General features: G+C 62.5%; 16 protein-coding genes. 10 read left to right on the top strand and 6 right to left on the bottom strand.

What is annotated here, in order from left to right; genetic code table 11:
- Positions 1–109: 109 nt before the first annotated feature.
- Together trpE and MF606_RS10700 are read right to left on the bottom strand one after the other, a co-directional pair.
- Positions 110–1,618, bottom strand: coding sequence for an anthranilate synthase component I (gene trpE / locus MF606_RS10705; RefSeq protein ID WP_240229234.1), 1,509 nt, complete (start codon positions 1,616–1,618; stop codon positions 110–112).
- Positions 1,619–1,655: 37 nt separating this feature from the next.
- Positions 1,656–3,527, bottom strand: a complete 1,872-nt coding sequence (locus MF606_RS10700) for a peptidylprolyl isomerase (RefSeq protein ID WP_240229233.1) — start codon at positions 3,525–3,527, stop codon at positions 1,656–1,658.
- A gap of 122 nt (positions 3,528–3,649) precedes the next feature.
- Between MF606_RS10700 and tpiA the strand changes: the two genes are divergently transcribed.
- From tpiA to MF606_RS10665, 7 genes are all read left to right on the top strand, one after another.
- The gene (gene tpiA, locus MF606_RS10695; RefSeq protein ID WP_240229232.1) at positions 3,650–4,405 is read left to right on the top strand and encodes a triose-phosphate isomerase; all 756 of its coding nucleotides are present in this window, start codon (positions 3,650–3,652) and stop codon (positions 4,403–4,405) included.
- A 110-nt stretch (positions 4,406–4,515) separates the two neighbouring features.
- The gene (gene secG, locus MF606_RS10690; protein ID WP_240229231.1) at positions 4,516–5,010 is read left to right on the top strand and encodes a preprotein translocase subunit SecG; all 495 of its coding nucleotides are present in this window, start codon (positions 4,516–4,518) and stop codon (positions 5,008–5,010) included.
- 111 nt (positions 5,011–5,121) lie between these two features.
- Positions 5,122–6,750, top strand: coding sequence for a CTP synthase (locus tag MF606_RS10685; RefSeq protein WP_240229230.1), 1,629 nt, complete (start codon positions 5,122–5,124; stop codon positions 6,748–6,750).
- Positions 6,751–7,022: 272 nt separating this feature from the next.
- Entirely contained in the window at positions 7,023–7,952 is a 930-nt protein-coding gene (locus MF606_RS10680; protein WP_240229229.1) for a phytanoyl-CoA dioxygenase family protein, read from the top strand.
- Between the two features lie 133 nt (positions 7,953–8,085).
- The gene (locus MF606_RS10675) at positions 8,086–8,958 is read left to right on the top strand and encodes a hypothetical protein (RefSeq protein ID WP_240229228.1); all 873 of its coding nucleotides are present in this window, start codon (positions 8,086–8,088) and stop codon (positions 8,956–8,958) included.
- A gap of 65 nt (positions 8,959–9,023) precedes the next feature.
- Positions 9,024–9,200, top strand: coding sequence for a DUF4169 family protein (locus MF606_RS10670; protein ID WP_240229227.1), 177 nt, complete (start codon positions 9,024–9,026; stop codon positions 9,198–9,200).
- A gap of 64 nt (positions 9,201–9,264) precedes the next feature.
- Positions 9,265–9,864 (top strand): hypothetical protein, encoded by a 600-nt coding sequence (locus tag MF606_RS10665; RefSeq protein WP_240229226.1) that lies wholly within the window; start codon positions 9,265–9,267, stop codon positions 9,862–9,864.
- Positions 9,865–9,867: 3 nt separating this feature from the next.
- Here MF606_RS10665 and MF606_RS10660 read toward each other — a convergent pair whose 3' ends face one another.
- Positions 9,868–10,299 carry a VOC family protein gene (locus tag MF606_RS10660; RefSeq protein ID WP_240229225.1) on the bottom strand — a complete coding sequence of 144 codons (432 nt, stop codon included), beginning with the start codon at positions 10,297–10,299 and terminating at the stop codon, positions 9,868–9,870.
- A gap of 175 nt (positions 10,300–10,474) precedes the next feature.
- On the opposite strand from MF606_RS10660, the gene eno reads away from it, so the two are divergent.
- Positions 10,475–11,752, top strand: coding sequence for a phosphopyruvate hydratase (gene eno / locus MF606_RS10655; RefSeq protein WP_240229224.1), 1,278 nt, complete (start codon positions 10,475–10,477; stop codon positions 11,750–11,752).
- Between the two features lie 189 nt (positions 11,753–11,941).
- Here eno and MF606_RS10650 read toward each other — a convergent pair whose 3' ends face one another.
- A complete protein-coding gene (locus tag MF606_RS10650; RefSeq protein WP_240229223.1) occupies positions 11,942–13,417 on the bottom strand; it encodes an AMP nucleosidase in 1,476 nt (491 codons plus the stop codon).
- A 449-nt stretch (positions 13,418–13,866) separates the two neighbouring features.
- Between MF606_RS10650 and MF606_RS10645 the strand changes: the two genes are divergently transcribed.
- Positions 13,867–14,769, top strand: coding sequence for a bifunctional methylenetetrahydrofolate dehydrogenase/methenyltetrahydrofolate cyclohydrolase (locus MF606_RS10645; protein ID WP_240229222.1), 903 nt, complete (start codon positions 13,867–13,869; stop codon positions 14,767–14,769).
- Entirely contained in the window at positions 14,766–15,314 is a 549-nt protein-coding gene (locus MF606_RS10640; protein WP_240229221.1) for a DUF1643 domain-containing protein, read from the top strand. The genes MF606_RS10645 and MF606_RS10640 overlap by 4 nt, the downstream gene beginning before the upstream one ends.
- Positions 15,315–15,386: 72 nt before the next feature.
- Here the strand turns inward: MF606_RS10640 and MF606_RS10635 are convergent, their stop codons facing one another.
- Positions 15,387–15,737, bottom strand: a complete 351-nt coding sequence (locus MF606_RS10635; RefSeq protein WP_240229220.1) for a hypothetical protein — start codon at positions 15,735–15,737, stop codon at positions 15,387–15,389.
- 4 nt (positions 15,738–15,741) lie between these two features.
- Positions 15,742–19,515: a methionine synthase gene (gene metH / locus MF606_RS10630; protein WP_240229219.1), complete on the bottom strand. Its 3,774-nt coding sequence runs from the start codon at positions 19,513–19,515 to the stop codon at positions 15,742–15,744.
- Between the last annotated feature and the right edge of the window lie 122 nt (positions 19,516–19,637).

Genomic DNA, 19,637 nt, shown 5'->3' with positions numbered 1-19,637 from the left:
CACGGAGTCATTCCCGCGAAAGCGGGAATCTCCTTTCAGAGCCAGTCCCGCCATCGCGAAAGGGGGATTCCCGCTTTCGCGGGCATGACGCCGTAGTTGTGTTGAGCGCTCATTGCCCGATCCTTGCCTCGCCGGCATAGCGTAGCGCTTCCTCGGCGGCGCTGAAAAGGGCGCGGGCCTTGTTTTCGCATTCCATCTGCTCGAGTTCGGGCTTGCTGTCGGCGACGATGCCGGCGCCGGACTGCACATAAAGCTTGCCGTCCTTGAGGATCGCCGTTCGCAGCACGATGCAGGTGTCCATGGTGCCGTCAGCGCCGAAATAGCCGACGCAGCCGCCATAAATGCCGCGGCGCGACTTCTCCAGCTCGTCGATGATCTCCATGGCTCGCACCTTCGGCGCGCCTGACACCGTGCCGGCGGGGAAGCCGGCCGAGAGCGCGTCGACGAAGTCGTATTTCGGGTCGAGCACGCCGACGACATTCGAAACGATGTGCATGACGTGCGAATAGTATTCGAGGAAGAACTTGTCGGTGACCTTGACCGTGCCGGTCTTGGCGACGCGGCCGACATCGTTGCGGCCCAGATCGAGCAGCATCAGGTGTTCGGCCAGTTCCTTGGGATCGGCCAGCAGTTCCGCTGCCAGTTCCTGGTCCCGCGTCGGCGTCGAGCCGCGCTTGCGGGTGCCGGCGATGGGGCGGATGGTGACTTCGCCATCCTGCACGCGGACCAGGATTTCCGGGCTCGATCCGGCGACGGCAAAGCCGCCAAAATCGAGGAAGTACATGTAGGGGCTGGGATTGGTGCGGCGCAGCGCGCGGTATAGCGCGGTGGGGGGCAGGGTGAAGTCGGCCGAGAAGCGCTGGCTCAGCACGACCTGGAAAATATCGCCAGCCGTGATGTAGTCCTTGGCCCGGGCGACCATGCCGAAATACTCGTCCTTCGAGGTGTTGCTGGTCACCGCGATGGATTCAAGGTCAGGCAGAGCGGGCGTGGTCGGCAGCGCCCGACCGAGACGGCCTATGGCGTCGTCGATCCGCGCTTCGGCGGCCTCATAGGCCTGCCGGGCCGAAACGCCCTTGCGGACATAGACCGGCGCCGTCAGATACAGTTCGTCCTTGAGCGTATCGAAAATCGCCAGCAGCGACGGTCGCATCAGGATCGCCTCGGGCGTTTGCAGATGGTCCGGATTGCTGTTGGGCAGCACTTCCATGTAGCGGACCATCTCGTAGCCGAGATAGCCGTAGACACCGGCGGATTGCGGCGGCAAGCCCTGCGGCACGTCGATCTTACTGTCGGCAACCAGGTTGCGCAGCGCATCGAGCGGCAGGTGGGGCAGGGGCTCGAAGGCCGTCTCGTCGATCTGTGCCGAGCGGTTGATTGTGGCCGTTCCAGCCTCGACCTTGAGGATAACGTCCGGCTGCGTGCCGATGATGGAATACCGGCCGCGTACTGCCGCGTCCTGCACGGATTCGAGCAGGAACGTGTTCTTGCGCCCCTCGGCGAGCTTCAGATAGGTGCCAACGGGCGTCTCGAGGTCGGCCACGATGCGACGCCAGACGATCTGCGACTTTCCAGCGTCGTATTGCTCGGAGAAGCGCTGAAAGACGTCGTCGCCCATCGGAATAGTGTCCAGTTGGAGGTGGGGCCGGCTGAGATTACTGGCCGGTATTGAGTGCAAGTACCTGCTGAAGCGCCTGCTGATTGATGGTCATGCGCGCTTCGTCGCGAACCGCGGTGATGAAGTCGCCATACATCCCAATGCGTACTTCGCTCTCCAGGCTGGCATTGGCCGCTTCTTCCAGCGGGCCTTCGGCGGGCACCAAATCCACGACCTGGAACACCACGAATTCACCGGTCTGGCTGACGGCGGTGCCGTGGTGATCAGCGCCGCCGGCAAAGACGGCGGAGGCCACGGTGCCATCGATGCTGCCGTCAGCCGCACCAAACCGGGTGAACGGCGAGCTCAGCTGCGGGAACACATTGTATGATGCGGCGACGTCGGCCAGTGCTTCGCCACTGTCGAGACGACCAACGGCCTCCTCGGTTGCCGCCAGCAGCGCGTCATTGACGCGCTCGGCGGTGAACGCGGCAGCAACCTCGTCGCGAACCTCATCTAGCGTCTGGTCGCGGGCAGGCTCGATCTTGCTGAGATCGAAATAAAGATTGCCATTGCCGGCGAGCGGGATAGCAGCCGTCAGCTGGCCTTCGGTCGCCTTGAAGATTGCTTGGCTGACGCGCTGGCTGTCCTCGGGCGCCAGATCGGGCACCACGCTCAACTCGGTGCCGGCTGCCGTCACATTGGCCTCGTAGAGATCGAGGCCGAAACGCTCGGCAATCTCGGGCAGGGGGCGGAAAGCTGCGCGCAGCTCTTCGACCTGATCCTGCACGTCGGCGATTTCGTTGCGGGCTTCAGATAGCGCCAGGTTCTGCGTGATCTGGTCACGCGCTTCTTCGAGCGTCGGCACGCCGCCGGCTTCGATTGCCGAGACGTGGACCGCGCGCTTGCCAGCCACGCCATCAATGACCACAAAGCCACCCTGGGCCAGGCCGAAAGCAGCCGCGGCCAGGTTGGCATCGGTGATGTCGGTCTGCGCAAGCGTACCCAGGTCGGTCGGGGTCAGGCCGGCATCGGCTATTAGCGTTTCGAACGGGGTACCGGCAGTGAGGCCGGCTTCGAAGGCGGCGACCTGCTCGTCATTCAGCACGACCTGCTGAATGGTGCGGCGTTCGGCCTTGGTCAGGTTCGCCTTGGTGCGCTCGTACTCCGCTGACACGGCGTCGTCGGCGATGGTCTTGGTATTAGCCAGGTCCTGGGGCGACAGGCGCAGCATCTGCACGGTTCGGGTTTCGACGGTGCGGAACTCGGTCTGGTGCTCGGTGAGGTAGGTGGCGAGATCGGCCTCGGTCGGCTCGGCCGGCGTTTCGATATTGGTTTCGCCCAGAACGAAATAGTCGATCGTGCGCTGGTCAGCCACATAGCGGTTGACCAGGTTCGAGGCTGCGGCCGGCAGTTCGGTGTCGCCAAAAAGGCTGAGGATCAACTGCTCGCGACGGGAGGCGTCGGATTGATCGGAGAAGTATTCGGCTTCGGTCAGGCCGCTGCGCTGCATTACTTGCGTAAAGGCGGTGGGATCAAAGGTCCCCAGCGTGCCCTGGAAGGACGGATCGTCCCGCAGCATCTCGCTCAGTTTCTGGTCCGACACACCCAGGCCGAACGTATCCGCCATCTGATCGAGCGCGGCATTCTGCGCGAGGTTCTGCAGAACCTGGCCGGGAATGCCGATGTTCATGGCGTCCTGCGCAGTCGGCAGGGTGCCGAACTGCTGGGCGTAATTGTTCATCGCGCTCTGATAGGCCCGGAGGAACTGGCGGGAGTTGATCTCCTTGCTGCCCACGCGTGCCACGGTATTGCTGCCGAGGTCGGTGATCACATTGTTGATGCCGAAGCCTGCGACACCCACCAGGAGGAATGCACCCATGACCTTGCCGGGCCAGGATTTTGCAAAAACGCGCAAACTATCGAGCATCTCAGACGTTCCGTTCAACGACTTAGGCTTTACCGCGCGTGCGGCGGGGCACTAGTAATCCATTTCGACAGCCGGGGTTAGGGCAAACCCAATTCCGGTGCAAGAGGCAGGAGTAGCAAAGAGTGACGACGACAATCTCACCACTGATCGCGGGCAACTGGAAAATGAACGGCACGAGGGGCGCTCTCGACGAGCTTCAGGCGCTTGCCGACATGCTGACCACAGGGGAAGCGCCACGCGCCATCGTCGTCGTCTGCCCGCCTGCAACCATGCTCGCTGCGGTCGCACGACAGGGCGCAACATCAGGTATTCAGGCCGGCGGGCAGGATTGCCACGCGGCTGCCTCGGGTGCGCATACAGGCGATATCGCGGCCGGCATGCTGGCTGACGCCGGTGCCCAATATGTGATTGTCGGCCATTCCGAGCGCCGTGCCGATCATGGCGAAACCGACGATCAAGTGCGCGCAAAGGCCGAAGCCGCCATTGGGGCAGGGCTAAAGCCGATCATCTGCGTCGGCGAAACCGAAGCGCAGCGCGATAGCGGCCAGGCTGATTCCGTCGTGGCCAGCCAGTTGGCGGGCTCAGTGCCTGATGCCGCCGGTCAGCATGAGGTCATCGTCGCCTATGAGCCGGTCTGGGCCATCGGCACCGGTCGTACGCCGACCAATGACGATATTGCGAGCATGCATGCCTCGATCCGCCGCCAGCTCGTCGATCGCTTCGGCGATAAAGGCCAAGTGATCCGAATTCTTTATGGTGGTTCGTTGAAGCCGCAGAATGCGCGCGAAATTCTGGCGGTAGAACACGTCAATGGCGGCCTGGTTGGCGGCGCCAGCCTCTTGGCAAAGGACTTCTACACCATTATCTCCGCCGTGTAGTTCAACCCCACGCCCGAGGCTGGTCGGAAAATCCGCCCGGCCTCTGGTGTTTGCGAAGCGAGGCGTGTAAGACGCGCCATCTTTTGCATCGACATTTAGACTGAGACAGAATGGCAAACGTCCTGATTGTGGCCTATCTGCTGATCGTTCTGGCGCTGATTGCGGTTATCCTGCTGCAGCGTTCCGAGGGCGGCGCACTGGGCATTGGTGGCGGTGGCGGCGGCTTCATGACCGCGCGCGGCTCGGCAAACCTGCTGACCCGGACCACGGCGATCCTGGCGACCCTGTTCTTCGCCACGGCGATTGGCCTGACAATTCTCAGTGAACTCGATCGCGGCACATCGGGTATTCTCGATCGCGCGACCGCGACCGAAGACGGTAGTGCGCCCACCAGCGTGCTCGATGCCTTGAATGCCACACAAAGCGGCACGCCATCAGATCTGCCAGTTCCGGCGACCGACCCTGTTGCCCCCGCTGGTACCGACCCGGTTACCGAGAACACGACCCCGGCGCCTGCCCCGGCAACGACAGACGCGGCTCCCGCCAGCGAACTGCCGGTACCCGAGGTCCCGGCCGAAACACCGGCCGCTCCGGCGACCAACTAACCGCCGCAAGGCGAGACCAAAGAGGGGGATGGAAACATCCCCTTCTTCTTTTTGTGTAGAGCCGCTTGCCCGCTCTACGAATCGACGTTGATGTGATTAAGGTGAACGCCCATGGCTCGGTACGTATTCATCACCGGAGGCGTGGTCTCCTCATTGGGTAAAGGTCTTGCATCGGCGGCGCTTGGCGCGGTCCTGCAAGCGCGTGGCTACAAGGTCCGCATGAGGAAACTCGACCCCTATCTCAACATCGATCCGGGCACGATGTCGCCCACCCAGCACGGCGAAGTGTTCGTCACCGATGACGGTGCCGAGACCGACCTTGATCTGGGGCACTATGAGCGCTTCACCGGGCGGGCCGCCAACAAGCGCGACAACATCACCACCGGCCGCATCTATTCCGACATTCTCGCCAAGGAGCGGAAGGGCGAATATCTCGGCGCTACCGTCCAGGTCATTCCGCATGTGACCGACGCCATCAAGAATTTCGTCATTGAAGGCAATGACGAGTTCGATTTCGTGCTGGTCGAGGTGGGTGGCACCGTTGGCGATATCGAGGGGCTGCCGTTTTTCGAGGCCATCCGCCAGCTTGGCAACGACCTGCCGCGCGGCCATACCTGCTACCTGCATCTGACGCTGATGCCGTACATTCCTTCGGCCGGCGAACTTAAGACCAAGCCAACGCAGCATTCGGTGCGCGAACTGCGCTCGATCGGCATTGCGCCGGACGTGTTGCTGGTGCGTTGCGACCGCCCCATTCCCGAGGGCGAGAAGAAGAAGCTGAGCCTGTTCTGCAACGTGCGCGAAAGCGCCGTGATCCAGGGCCTCGACGTCGGCTCGATCTACGACGTGCCGCTGGCCTATCACAAGGAAGGCCTCGACCGCGAAATCCTGGCCGCCTTCGGCATTACTGACGCGCCAGAGCCCGACCTCAAGGCCTGGGACGACGTGTCGGCCCGCCTGCATAACCCCGAGGGCGAGGTCAACATCGCCATCGTCGGCAAGTATACCGGCCTCAAGGACGCGTACAAATCCCTGTCGGAAGCCCTGACCCATGGCGGCATCGCCAACAAGGTCAAGGTCAACCTGCAATGGATCGATTCGGAAGTGTTCGAGCGCGATGACCCCGCGCCGTACCTGGAGCATGTCCACGGCATCCTAGTGCCCGGTGGCTTCGGTGAGCGCGGTTCCGCCGGCAAGATCGAGGCGGCTCGCTTCGCCCGCGTCAAGGACGTGCCCTATTTCGGTATCTGCTTCGGCATGCAGATGGCCTGCATCGAGGCCGCCCGCAACACCGCCGGCATCAAGAATGCCTCGTCGACCGAATTCGGCCCGACCAAGGAACCGATCGTCGGCATGATGACCGAGTGGACCAAAGGCAATGAGAAGGAACAGCGCGTCGCCGAGGGCGATCTTGGCGGCACGATGCGGCTCGGCGCCTATCCGGCCCAGCTCACCCGTGGCTCGCGAGTGGCCGACATCTATGGCTCGACGCGAATCTCCGAGCGCCACCGTCACCGCTATGAAGTGAACATGGACTACCGCAAGCTGCTGGAAAAGAACGGGCTGCTGTTCTCCGGCGTGTCGCCCGATGGCAAGTTGCCAGAGATTGTCGAGCGTACCGACCATCCGTGGTTCATTGGCGTGCAGTTCCACCCGGAGCTGAAGTCCAAGCCCTTCGAACCACACCCGCTGTTCGCCAGCTTCATCGCTGCGGCCATGGATCAAAGCCGGCTGGTCTAGGCCCGCCGTTCGGGTGTTTCAGTTCAGTTGTCGTACCCAGTGTCATTCCGGCGAAGGCCGGAGTGAATCTTGCGGCGGCGTGGCATGCGGTGGACGGTGAAAAACCTCAGGATGGATCCAGGCCTGCGCCGGCATGACACCGCGCCTAAACAGCGCTAACCACCTAGATAATTCCTGCTATCTCCTGAGCGAAAAGTCCATCTGCTGCTTTCGTCCATTCACCCTTTCCCCAGCCTGTGAAACAAATTCGACAGGACAAGGGAGCCGGATTGATGAGCGAAATTTCAGAAATGGTTCGAACAGGCGCTGCGATGCCGCGGTTGTTTGCCGACGGCAAGGTGCTGTCGACCGCACCAAACCGAATGGGCGGCCTGACCCCCACCGATCCAAATCTCCCGATGTCCGAATTGACGGCGCGCTTCCGCAAGGATGGCTATCTTTGGCTCAAGGGGTTCTTCGATCGCCGCGCTGTGCTCGATTTCCGCCGCTTCACTTTTGCGCATCTGGCGGAGTCGGGCCTGATCGCGCGGGGGTCTGATCCGGTTGACGGGGTGATGGCCGATGACTTCACCGATCGCAATCTGGCCGACAAGCTGCTTATGGAGTTCGCGCGCTCGGCTGCCTTCGAGTCCTTCTGCATGACGCCGCGGCTGTGGCAGTTCATGGACAGCTTCCTCGGCGGACTGTCCTACCTGCACAAGCGCAAGATCATTCGCTACACCATGCCCCGGCAGCCGGCCTCCACGCCAGCGCATTACGACCTGACCTATCTGCGTGGCGGCACCGAAAAGATCGTCACGGCATGGATACCGATCGGCGATATTGCGACGGCCATGGGCGGTCTGACCTATCTGGAAGGGTCGCACGAGATTGGCGTGCGCATGGAACGCGAGTTTACGGCGGCTGCCGCCGATATGACGCCGGAAGAGCGTGTCAGTGCCTTCAACAAGAACATGACGGCAGGCGGCTGGGTCTCCAAGGACCTGCCCGACATGGCGAACAAGTTCGACACGCGCTGGCTGATTGCCGATTATGAAGCGGGTGATGTCATGCTGCACAGCCCCTACATGATCCACGCTGCGACCACCAACGAAGACCCTCGAGGCCGTCTGCGGCTATCGACCGACATCCGCTACCAGAATGTGCGCGATGAGATCGATGTGCGCTGGAACAATCACTGGTCACTGGGCGACATGCTCTAGAGCAACGGCATCGGGGCGGCACGCGCTCTCGTTATGCGGCCCTATCGGGGGCAGGCCAAGTGAGGCTACTCTGCCACCCCGAGTACGTGGTCGAATCGACGCCGTTCGACCTCCCGAATCCTGGAATTCCTTCATGTCCGAATCCCGCTTCGTCGCCGCGCTCAATCTCGGCACCGTCCAGGGCTTGCCGTCTTGGTCGACCGCTCCGACAGGCAATGCCGACGCTATCGCTGCTGGATTGTGGGCTGCGGGCTATAGGGGCGTGCAGGGGACGGAAGATCCCGCCTATGGCCGCGCTGGGTTCGTCACCTACGGCTCTGGACGAGTAGTGTTTCCGCATGAGGCCCAGGAGGTACTGCAGCGCCAACAGCAGGCCGGTCACGCCTGCACGACGCTTCACGTCGGCACCGGTTTTGAGAGCGACAGCGAAGCCCTCCGGCTGATCGAGGCTATCCTGGGCGCAAGCGCACGGCTGGGGCATCCCGCGCATGTCGAGACACACCGCGCCACCATCACGCAGGATATCTGGCGCACCATGCGCTGGGTGCAGTTGATGCCGGAGATCACCTTTAACGCCGACCTCTCGCACTGGTATACCGGGCTGGAGATGCCATATGGCGACTTCGCGGCTAAAATGGCGTTCATGCAGCCGTTCTTCGACCGGGTTCGCTTCGTCCATGGCCGTATCGGCAGCGGTGGGGCGATCCAGATTGCGGTCAGCGTCGGCGGGCATGACGAACCGCATGTGTCGCGCTTCAAGCAGATGTGGCAGCACTGCTTTGCCGGTTTCCTGGCAAATGCGCCGGCCGAGGAAAGCATTGTATTCGCGCCCGAGCTGCTGCCTGAAGCCGTCGACACCGCCAATAGGCCGCTATTCATCGACTACGCGCTGACGACAAAGGGTGATGATGGCGCTTTCCACGAAGGCAGCGATCGCTGGGAGCAGGGGCTGCGGCTAACGGAGATGGCCAGGGCTGCCTTTGCCGCCGCTTTGCCGCCGGCCTGATCCGCCTCCCATTGGCTCCACTCGGCACCGCTGCTATGGTGGCGTGACCCATAGCGAGACGCCTCATGGCCGAGATCATCAACCTCCGCACCGTCCGCAAGCAAAAGGCCCGCGCCGAAAAGGAAGCACAGGCCTCGCAAAACCGCGTCCTGTTTGGCCGCACCAAGGCCGAAAAGCTGAAGCAATCCTCGGAAAAAGCGCTCGCGGACAAGCATATCGACGGTCACAAGAAGGACGATTGATCGGCTGCCCAGATGCTGCCCTCTTGGCGCGGCTTTATGAGCCGCCCAATTGAGGTTGCTCGCCATGAATCGTACGATCCTTCCAACTATCCTATCAGCACTGCTGCTCACGTCCGTGGCCCAGGCCGATGAAAGCCTTGCTCAGCAGATCGACGCCGTCGCCCCTATCGTCAATGCCGGCGATCTGGATGATCTTGGCGGCCCTTCGACGGCTGCCGAATTGCTTCAGGACATCGATGGCCGCTGGTTCACGCTGGCGAATACGGTGCGAAACTGGGGCAGGGATGGCGACGACACGAGGGCGACGCTCGAGCGTGCCATCGAGCGGCTATGCAGCGACGAGTGGGAGAATCTGGTGACCTACCAGGCCTTGGGGGTCGATCGGTTCCGGATCGAACAAGTATCGCCCACGGGTGAAGACCAAGGCACGTTCGAAATGGTCTCTACCGATCCGGCAACCCGCGTTTTTTCCACTATAGTGGATGAAGACTACCTGCTGGCGATCTCTGGCCTGACCGAAGCCGAGCCGGCGCAGCAAAAGGAACTGCTCGACGACTTCAAGGCAGTCGCCGAGCAGGGTGTCGAAGTCTGGCGTCCGGGCCCCGACCTCTGGGTGAATCGCAATGCGGCCGAGATCGAAGTCTGGGGCCGTTGTCCGCGCTGATCGTTACCAGTTGACCTCGCAGACGCCGCCATGCGGGCCGAATTGCAGGCTGTCCTTCGTGTATTCGAAGATTTCGAGTTTCACGCCATTGGGGTCGTTGGTCCAAGCCTGCCAGGTACCGTCAGCGCCGAGCTTCTTGTCGGTAATGGTGACGCCATGGCCCCGCACATGGGCGATCAGCTCATCGAGATTCTCGGTTTCGAGGCAGATGTGATTGATCTGGTTGGTCTCGGCGAAGCTGGACTCGGCCTTGCGGAAGACCTCGACAAAGGTGCGTGCCCCGAAATCGAGATAATAGCCGATCCGGTCGCCGCCGCGTTGGAAGTTGAACGCGGTGGGTATACCAAGCACGTCGCGGTAGAAGGTCTCGGTCTTGTCGAGGTCGTGGGCAAAAATGCAGGTGTGGGCAACCTGCTTGATCAACGGCTTTGGCATAGATTCCTCCAGAACTGGCCCTGTATGAACGATAATACGAGCTGCCAGCAAGCCCAATCCGGCCGGTGGGCGGGTCAAACTGTCATTTTTTTGAGGTGCCCTCTTTTCCTTGTCACAAGGCGCGTCTAGGAGAGGCCCATAAAACGACAGAACCCCAGCTGGGAAGGGCTATCCGATGTCTTCAATCATCCACGTCACGGGCCGTCAGATCTATGACAGCCGCGGCAACCCCACGGTCGAAGTCGATGTGGTGCTGGACGATGGCAGCTTCGGCCGCGCGGCCGTTCCCTCGGGCGCGTCCACCGGCGCGCACGAAGCCGTCGAGTTGCGCGACGGCGGCAAGAAGTATTCGGGCAAGGGCGTGACCCAGGCCATCGAGAACGTCAACACCGCCATCTTCGACGAGATCCAGGGCATGGACGCGCTTGACCAGCTCGGCGTCGATCAGGCCATGATCGACCTCGATGGTACGCCGAACAAGGGCCGCCTGGGCGCTAACGCCATTCTGGGCGTGTCGCTGGCCGTCGCCAAGGCCGCCGCGGAATCGAGCGAATTGCCGTTCTACCGCTATATCGGCGGCCCAAATGCCCACATTCTGCCGGTGCCGATGATGAACATCATCAATGGCGGCCAGCATGCCGACAACCCAATCGACATGCAGGAATTCATGATCCTGCCGGCCGGCGCTGAAAGCCTGGCGGACGCAGTGCGCATCGGTTCGGAAATCTTCCACACCCTCAAGAAGGGTCTGGCCGCCGAGGGCCACAACACGGCCGTCGGCGACGAAGGCGGTTTCGCGCCGAACCTCAAGTCCGCCGATGACGCGCTGGGCTTCATCATGCGTTCGATCGAGAAGGCCGGTTACCGCCCGGGCGAGGACATTTTCCTCGGTCTCGATTGCGCCGCGACCGAGTACTACAAGGGCGGCAAATACGCCATGGAAGGCGAGGGCAAGTCGCTGTCTTCAGACGACAACGTGCGCTTCCTCGAAGACCTCGCCAATCGCTATCCGATCATCTCGATCGAAGACGGCATGGCCGAGGACGACTGGGATGGCTGGAAGGCCCTGACCGACGCCATCGGCAAGAAGGTGCAGCTGGTGGGCGACGACCTGTTCGTCACCAATACCCAGCGTCTCGTTTCCGGCATCAAGATGGGCGTTGCCAACTCGATCCTGGTCAAGGTCAACCAGATCGGCTCGCTCTCCGAGACGCTGAATGCCGTCGATACCGCCCACCGCGCCGGCTACACCTCGGTGATGTCGCACCGCTCGGGCGAAACGGAAGATTCCACCATTGCCGACCTCGCCGTGGCGCTGAACTGCGGTCAGATCAAGACCGGCTCGCTGAGCCGCTCGGATCGCCTGGCCAAGTACAATCAGCTCATCCGCATCGAAGAGCAGCTCGGCACGTCGGCCAAATATGCCGGCTACTCGGTGGTCAAGGGCCGCTAAGCGGGTTGCATCAATGCAAAAAAAGCCCGGTGGTGACACCGGGCTTTTTGTTGTCCAAGCGCGGTGTCATTCCGGCGAAGGCCGGAATCCAAGTCCGAATACCGCCACAGGCGCAAGTGCTGGTGGAAGGCTCCGCCGCATGGATCCCGGCCTTCGCCGGGATGACATCGCGCGGGAGGCGGGATTTGCTTACTGGAACGCCGTCTCGGCAAAACTGCGCAGCTTCCGCGAGTGCAGCCGCTCCGCCGGTTGATCGCGCAGAATCTCCATCGCCCGCAGACCGATCTGCAAATGCCGGTTGACCTGCGTGCGGTAGAAGTCCGAGGCCATGCCGGGGAGCTTCAACTCGCCATGCAGCGGCTTGTCCGAGACGCAGAGCAGGGTGCCATACGGCACCCTGAACCGGAAACCGTTCGCTGCAATCGTGGCGCTTTCCATGTCCAGCGCCACCGCGCGCGACTGGCTCAACCGCTGGGTGATTTCGGCCTGGTCGCGCAATTCCCAATTGCGGTTATCGAAGGTTGCCACCGTGCCGGTGCGCATGATCTTCTTGGTCTCGATGCCCTCGGTCTGGGTGATCTCCTCCACCGCCTGCTCCAACGCCACCTGCACTTCGGCCAAAGCCGGCACCGGCACGGTCAGCGGCAGGTCGGCGTCGAGCACGTGGTCCTCGCGCACATAGGCATGGGCCAGCACATAGTCGCCCAGTTCCTGGGAGTTGCGCAGGCCGGCGCAATGGCCAAGCATGATCCAGGCATGCGGGCGCAGCACGGCGATGTGGTCGGTGATGGTTTTGGCGTTGGATGGGCCGACGCCGATATTGACCATGGTGATGCCGCGGCCGCGATCGGCCGTCAGGTGATAGGCTGGCATTTGCGGCGCACGCACCGGCGCCGTGCCGGCGACATTGCCGCCCTTGAGCATGTTGTCGGTCACCACGTTGCCCGGCTCGATGAAGCTATCGTAATGCGCATGGCCCGAGCGCATGTACTCCTTGGCCACGCGGCAGAACTCGTCGATGTAGAAGGCGTAGTTGGTGAAGATCACGAAATTCTGGAAATGCCCCGCGTCGGTGCCGGTATAGTGGCTGAGCCGGAACAGCGAGTAATCCACGCGCGGCGCGGTGAAGGCCGATAGCGGGTAGGGCCCACCCTTGGGCGGAACGAAGGTGCCGTTGGCGATTTCGTCGTCGGTATTGCCCAGGTCCGGCGCGTCGAACATGTCGCGCAGCGGGATGTTCAGGGCATTCAGCGCCTCGCCGTCGATCCGCTCACTCGGATTGACCGCGAAATGCAGCGGGATCGGCGTATCGGACTCGGTGATGTCGATCGTGCCGCCATGATTGCGCAGAATGACGGTGAATTGCTCCTGGAAATACCCCTTGAACAGGTCCGGCGCAGTCACCGTCGTGCGATAGAGCCCCGGGGTGTGCAAGAAACCATAGGGCAGGGTGCTCTCGTGCCGGCTGTAGCTGGTGGAGCGCACTTCGATCTGTGGGTAGCAGGCCCGCACCCGCCCCTCAGGAATGATGCCCTTGGCCAGATCGGCGAGGTGTCCGCGAATGAAGCCGGTATTGCGATGATAGAGCTCGGCCAGATACGCCCACGCTTCCTCTGGATCGGTAAAGGATCGTTTGTCGAGGCGGGGCGGGCTGATCGTGGTCATGTTGCTCTTTCAGATCGCTGGCTCCGGATTGAGCCAGCCGTGTGCGGAATCGCGCTGCATATCCGGCAGCGGTCTAGCCTTTTCAAATGACAGCTTCTCGACGGTGCTTCAACTGTGCGGTCCTCCACGGGCCAATTTCACATCGTGGTGATGGCCTCTTTTATTGCCGCAATTCGATACCATCTTGATAGCCAAGTTCACTGGCACGGCAAGCGACCCATGCAAACCGGTGAGCGAGGAGTGCTGCGCCGGCCGCTTGTCCCCCAAGCCCTCAACAGCGCGGTAGGCCGGCATTCCCAGGGCCGCAGTGGCAGAGATGTCGCTGCGGCCCTTTCTATTGTGCGATCAGCCGCAGGCGGCGTCAAAACGATAGACGAACACGGCGGGGTTTTCTATTGCTGCGGCGCGCGGCAGGCACACGCGATCATCACATTCCAGATGGAGGTCCCATGACGGCTAAGATCATTGACGGCAAGAGCTTTGCCGAGGGTCTGCGGGGCCGTATTGCCGGCCATGTGGCGCGCCTCAAAACCGAGCATGGCATTACGCCGGGGCTGGCCGTGGTGATCGTCGGGCATGATCCGGGCAGCCAGGTCTACGTGGCGCAAAAGGCCAAGCAGACCGTGGAACTCGGCATGCACTCGGAAAAGTACGAGTTGCCGGAAACGGCCAGTGAGACCGAGGTGCTGGCGCTGGTCGAAAAGCTCAATGCCGATCCGGCGATCCACGGCATCCTGGTGCAGTTGCCGGTGCCGAAGCAGATCGATCCGCTGAAGATCATCGAGACCATCTCGCCTGACAAGGACGTGGATTGCTTCACGCCGGCGAGCGTCGGCAAGCTGGCGATCGGCCTGTCGGGGCCGGTCTCGTGCACGCCCTTGGGGTGCCTGATGCTGCTGCGCGATACGCTGGGCGACCTGTCGGGCCTGCACGCGGTGGTGGTCGGCCGTTCCAATCTCGTTGGCAAGCCGATGGCGCAGCTTCTGCTGCGCGAGAATTGCACCGTGACCATGGCGCATTCGCGCACGCGCGATCTGGCCGGCATGGTCCGGCAGGCCGATATCGTCATTGCCGCTGTCGGCCGCCCTGAAATGATCAAGGGCGATTGGATCAAGCCGGGCGCAACGGTGATCGATGTCGGCATCAACCGCATCGATGCGCCGGAGCGTGGCGAGGGCAAGACGCGCCTGCTGGGTGACGTGCACTTTGCCTCGGCCAAGGACGTCGCCGGGGCGATTACGCCGGTGCCAGGTGGTGTTGGCCCGATGACCATTGCCTGTCTCCTCGCCAATACCGTCACTACGGCCTCGCTCATCAATGGCCTGGTCCCACCCAGCGATCTGACGGCGTGAGTGCAGCCAGCCACGATCCGGGCGGTAAGGTGCGCCTGGCGCTGATGCCGGGCGTCAAGGGCGACGCCACGTTCAGCGCCGACGGGCGCTACCGCCAGCTCATGCGGCGCTGGACCGGGGACACCTTTCCCGATCGCTACATTATGTTTATCGGCATGAACCCGTCGACCGCCGACGCGACAGTCAACGACCCCACCTGCGCCCGCGAATGGACCTTTGCAAATCGTGAGGGTTTCTCGGCCATGGTCAAAGCCAATGTCGGCGATTATCGCGCGACCGATCCAAAAATGCTGCTGGCGCCGGGCGTAGCGGCTGTTTCCAGCGAGAATCTGCCCACGATCCGCCGGGCCGCCAAAGCGGCATCTCTGGTGGTGGTGTGCCACGGCAAGCTCAACAAGGCGCTGGCGCCTGCCGGCAAGGCCCTCGTTGAGGCACTACGGTCCGACTGTATCGAGATGTGGTGCTTCGGCACCAATGGCGATGGCTCGCCCAAGCACCCGCTATATCTGCGCACGGATACGCCACTGGTGCGGTTCGAGGGGTAGGGTCACCACTATTTACATGCTCGGTGTCATTCCGGCCTGCACCGGGATGACACCGGGATCGTGGGGGGCCGGCTAAGCCGCCCCAGCCAGATAAAACAGCCGCGCCACGGTGTGATCCCGCAACGCCTGCGCCGGTAGCTTGCCCGTCAACGCTGCGATCACCTGGGCCTTATCCGGCACCGCGCTCGCGTCCACCACGACCTTCTTGAAGCTCGGGCGCAGGCCCAGCTTGGCGCCTTCCAGCATGTCGTAAAGCAGCGCCCGCACATCCGTGCGCATGGCGCAGGCAATGCACTGGGCGCCGTCTTCGTGGCCGTGTCCGGAATTGGCCGGCAGGCGAAGCAGGGCGGTGTCGGCGTCCAGCGCCAACAGCCGCCCGGGCTCCGTCACCACCGTCACCGGGATGGGTTCCACGCGGCCCATGATCTCACTCCGCCGCCACGATAGCTGGGCCGGGAATGTAGTTGAGGATCGGGCCGAGCCAGCGCTCGACCGCCTCCACGCTCATGCCCTTGCGTTGGGCGTAATCAATCACCTGGTCGCGCTCGACCTTGGCCACGCCGAAATAATAGGCGTCCGGATGCGAGAAGTAGATGCCCGAAACCGATGACCCCGGCCACATGGCGTAGCTCTCGGTCAGCGTTACGCCGGCGTTCTTTTCGGCGTCGAGCAGGCGGAACAGCGTCGTTTTCTCGGTATGGTCCGGTTGCGCGGGGTAGCCGGGAGCCGGGCGAATGCCGCGATAGGTTTCCTGCAACAGCTCGTCGTTGCTCAGGTTCTCATCGGCGGCGTAGCCCCAGAACTCCTTGCGGACGCGCAGGTGCATAAACTCCGCCATGGCCTCGGCGAAGCGGTCGGCCAAGGCTTTCACCAGAATGGATGAGTAGTCGTCATTCTGCTTCTCGAACCGCTCGGCGATCGCCACTTCCTCGATACCCGCGGTGACGACGAAACCGCCCATATAGTCGGGCTTGCCGCTGTCTGATGGTGCAACAAAATCGCTCAGCGCCATGTTGGGCTTGCCGTCGCGTTTGGTGAGCTGCTGGCGAAGTGTGAACAGCGTCGCCAGTTCCTCGGCACGACCTTCGTTAGTGTAGAGCCGGATGTCGTCGCCCACGGCATTGGCCGGCCAGAAGCCCACCACGGCGCGCGGCTTGAACCACGTTTCGTCGATGATCTGGGCGAGCATGCGCTTGGCGTCGGCAAAGAGCTGCCGCGCAGCCTCGCCCTGGCGCTCGTCCTCGAGGATAGCCGGATAGCGGCCCTTGAGCTCCCAGGTCTGGAAGAATGGCGTCCAGTCGATGAACTCGGCCAGTTCCGCCAGGTCGAAGTCCTCGAACACCTTGGTGCCAAGGAAGGACGGCTTGGGCGGGGTGTAGCCCTCCCAGTCCGCCTTGAAGGCATTGGCACGGGCCTTGGCCAGCGGAATGCGCTGCTTTTCGTCCTCGGCGCGCAGATGCGCCGCCGCAGCTTTGGCATATTCGGCGCGGATGTCCTCGATGAAGCTGACCTTGGTGTCAGCAGACAGCAAGTTGCCGACCACACCTACGGCGCGGCTGGCGTCGTTGACATAGACAGTCTGGCCGCGCTCGTAGCGCGGGTGGATCTTGACCGCTGTGTGCACGCGGCTGGTGGTGGCGCCGCCGATCAGCAGCGGGATGTCGAAGCCTTCGCGCTCCATTTCGGCTGCCACATGCACCATCTCGTCCAGCGACGGCGTGATCAGCCCGGAAAGGCCGATAATGTCGACTTTCTCGCGCTTGGCCGTTTCCAGGATCTTGGCGGTCGGCACCATCACCCCGAGATCGATGATCTCGTAATTGTTGCAACTCAGCACGACGCCGACGATGTTCTTGCCAATATCGTGCACATCGCCCTTGACCGTGGCCATCAGCACCTTGCCAGCGCTCTGGCGGCCTGCGGCGTTGCCATCAGCATTCTTCTCGGCTTCCATATAAGGCAGCAGCAGGGCCACGGCCTGCTTCATCACGCGGGCCGATTTCACCACCTGTGGCAGGAACATCTTGCCCGAGCCGAACAGGTCGCCAACGATGCTCATGCCGGCCATCAGCGGGCCTTCGATCACATGCAGCGGTCGCGCCGACTTGAGGCGGGCCTCATCGGTATCGGCGTCGATATACTCAGTGATGCCGTTGACCAGCGCGTGGGCGATGCGGTCTTCGACCGACTTTTCGCGCCAGCTCAAATCCTTACCGGCGACTTCCTTGCCGGCCGTACCGCGATAGCGTTCCGCCAGTTCGAGCAGCCGGTCGGTGGCGTCTGGCCGGCGGTTGAGGATCACGTCCTCGCAGGCGTCGCGCAGTTCCGGATCGATGGACTCGTAGACCGCAAGCTGGCCGGCATTGACGATGCCCATGTCCATGCCGTTCTGGATGGCGTAGTAGAGGAACACGGCGTGCATCGCCTCGCGCACCGGCTCGTTGCCGCGGAACGAGAAGCTGAGGTTCGAGATGCCGCCCGAAATGTGGACATGGGGCAGGGTGTCGGTGATCTGCTTGGTCGCCTCGATGAAGGCCACGCCATAGCCGTTATGCTCTTCGATGCCGGTGGCAACGGCGAAGACATTGGGATCAAAAACAATGTCTTCCGGCGGGAAGCCAACCTTTTCGGTGAGGAGCTTGTAGGCGCGCGTGCAGATCTCGACCTTGCGCTCCAGCGTATCGGCCTGGCCCTGCTCGTCAAAGGCCATCACGACAACGGCGGCGCCATAGGCGCGCACGAGACGGGCGTGATGCAGGAAGGCTTCTTCGCCCTCCTTCATCGAAATCGAGTTGACCAACGCCTTGCCCTGAACGCACTTCAGGCCCGCCTCGATCACCTCCCACTTGGAACTGTCGATCATCAGCGGCACTTTGGCGATGTCGGGTTCGGCGGCCAGCAGGTTGAGGTAATCGATCATCACCTGCTTACTGTCGATCAGCCCCTCGTCCATGTTGATGTCGATGACCTGGGCGCCATTGGCCACCTGGTCGCGGGCCACATCGAGCGCGGCGGTATAGTCGCCCGCCGTGATCAGCTTGCGGAAACGGGCCGAGCCGGTGACGTTGGTCCGCTCGCCCACGTTCACGAACGGGATTTCCGGCGTTAGCGTGAAGCCTTCGAGGCCGGAAAGGCGCAGCAGACGCTCGACCTCGGGAACCACGCGCGGCGGATACTTGGCCGCGACCTCGGCGATGGCGCGGATATGGTCGGGCGTCGAGCCGCAGCAGCCGCCGACGATGTTGAGCAGGCCTTCGCTGGCGAAGGTTTCCAACTGCGACGCCATCGATTCCGGCGTCTCGTCATAGCCGCCGAATTCGTTGGGCAGGCCGGCATTGGGGTAGGCGCAGATGAAGGTATCCGCCACGCCTGAGAGCTCGGCGATGTGGTCGCGCATCAGGTCGGCGCCCAGGGCGCAGTTCAGCCCGATGGTCAGCGGATTGGCATGGCGCACGGAATACCAGAACGCCGTCGGCGTCTGGCCGGACAGCGTGCGGCCGGAAAGATCGGTGATCGTGCCCGAGATCATGATCGGCACGTCGATGCCGCGTTCCTCAAACAGACGCTGGGCCGCGAAGATGCCAGCCTTGGTGTTGAGCGTGTCGGTGATGGTCTCGAATAGCAGCAGGTCGGCGCCGGCATCCACCAGCCCGCGGATGGCCTCGCCATAAGCGATGACCAGTTCGTCGAAGGTGATGGCGCGGTGGCCAGGGCTGTTGACGTCGGTTGACATGGACGACGTCTTGTTCGTGGGTCCAAGCGCGCCGGCGACATAGCGGCGACGGCCGTCCGTGGCCTCAGCGCGCAGCGCTGCGCGCCGCGCCACGACCACGCCCTGATAGTTGATGTCGTAGACCGCGCTTTCGCAGGCATAATCGGCCTGCGCCACCGAGGTGGCCGAGAACGTGTTGGTCTCGGCGATATCGGCGCCGGCCATGTAGTACTCGTAATGAATGTCCTCGATCCGCTTGGGCTCGGTCAGCACCAGCAGGTCGTTATTGCCCTGCAGCGGCAGCTTCCAATCCTTGAAGCGCTCGCCCCGGAAGTTCTCCTCGCCGAGCTTGAGCCGCTGGATCATGGTGCCCATGGCGCCGTCGAGGATCAGGATGCGCTCACTCGCTGCCTGGGCCAATGCGGAACGGACTTCGTTCCAGTCGGGGATATGGGGCGTCTGTTGGGCTTGATTCTCAGTGGGGCTCATCGCCGTCCTGCCTGTTCGATCAGAATGCGATCGGGAAAACCGATCACATAAAGATATCTTTATATCAGCAAATGCGCAAGCTTCTCGCCGGCCGAAGGCAAAATCACTCCAGTGGAGTGATT

This window comes from Devosia lacusdianchii (assembly GCF_022429625.1).
Taxonomy (GTDB): domain Bacteria; phylum Pseudomonadota; class Alphaproteobacteria; order Rhizobiales; family Devosiaceae; genus Devosia; species Devosia lacusdianchii.
The sequence above is the reverse complement of the archived record's forward strand: the minus strand, read 5'-3'. Positions and strand labels throughout refer to the sequence as shown.

Bases quoted from the DNA above. Each gene is read 5' to 3' on its own strand.
- MF606_RS10680 (WP_240229229.1), top strand. From the start codon at position 7,023: ATGAGCGAAATTTCAGAAATGGTTCGAACAGGCGCTGCGATGCCGCGG.
- eno (WP_240229224.1), top strand. From the start codon at position 10,475: ATGTCTTCAATCATCCACGTCACGGGCCGTCAGATCTATGACAGCCGC.
- MF606_RS10650 (WP_240229223.1), bottom strand. From the start codon at position 13,417: ATGACCACGATCAGCCCGCCCCGCCTCGACAAACGATCCTTTACCGAT.
- MF606_RS10635 (WP_240229220.1), bottom strand. From the start codon at position 15,737: ATGGGCCGCGTGGAACCCATCCCGGTGACGGTGGTGACGGAGCCCGGG.
- MF606_RS10685 (WP_240229230.1), top strand. From the start codon at position 5,122: ATGGCTCGGTACGTATTCATCACCGGAGGCGTGGTCTCCTCATTGGGT.
- MF606_RS10665 (WP_240229226.1), top strand. From the start codon at position 9,265: ATGAATCGTACGATCCTTCCAACTATCCTATCAGCACTGCTGCTCACG.
- MF606_RS10700 (WP_240229233.1), bottom strand. From the start codon at position 3,527: ATGCTCGATAGTTTGCGCGTTTTTGCAAAATCCTGGCCCGGCAAGGTC.
- MF606_RS10670 (WP_240229227.1), top strand. From the start codon at position 9,024: ATGGCCGAGATCATCAACCTCCGCACCGTCCGCAAGCAAAAGGCCCGC.
- secG (WP_240229231.1), top strand. From the start codon at position 4,516: ATGGCAAACGTCCTGATTGTGGCCTATCTGCTGATCGTTCTGGCGCTG.
- MF606_RS10675 (WP_240229228.1), top strand. From the start codon at position 8,086: ATGTCCGAATCCCGCTTCGTCGCCGCGCTCAATCTCGGCACCGTCCAG.
- MF606_RS10660 (WP_240229225.1), bottom strand. From the start codon at position 10,299: ATGCCAAAGCCGTTGATCAAGCAGGTTGCCCACACCTGCATTTTTGCC.
- MF606_RS10645 (WP_240229222.1), top strand. From the start codon at position 13,867: ATGACGGCTAAGATCATTGACGGCAAGAGCTTTGCCGAGGGTCTGCGG.
- metH (WP_240229219.1), bottom strand. From the start codon at position 19,515: ATGAGCCCCACTGAGAATCAAGCCCAACAGACGCCCCATATCCCCGAC.
- trpE (WP_240229234.1), bottom strand. From the start codon at position 1,618: ATGGGCGACGACGTCTTTCAGCGCTTCTCCGAGCAATACGACGCTGGA.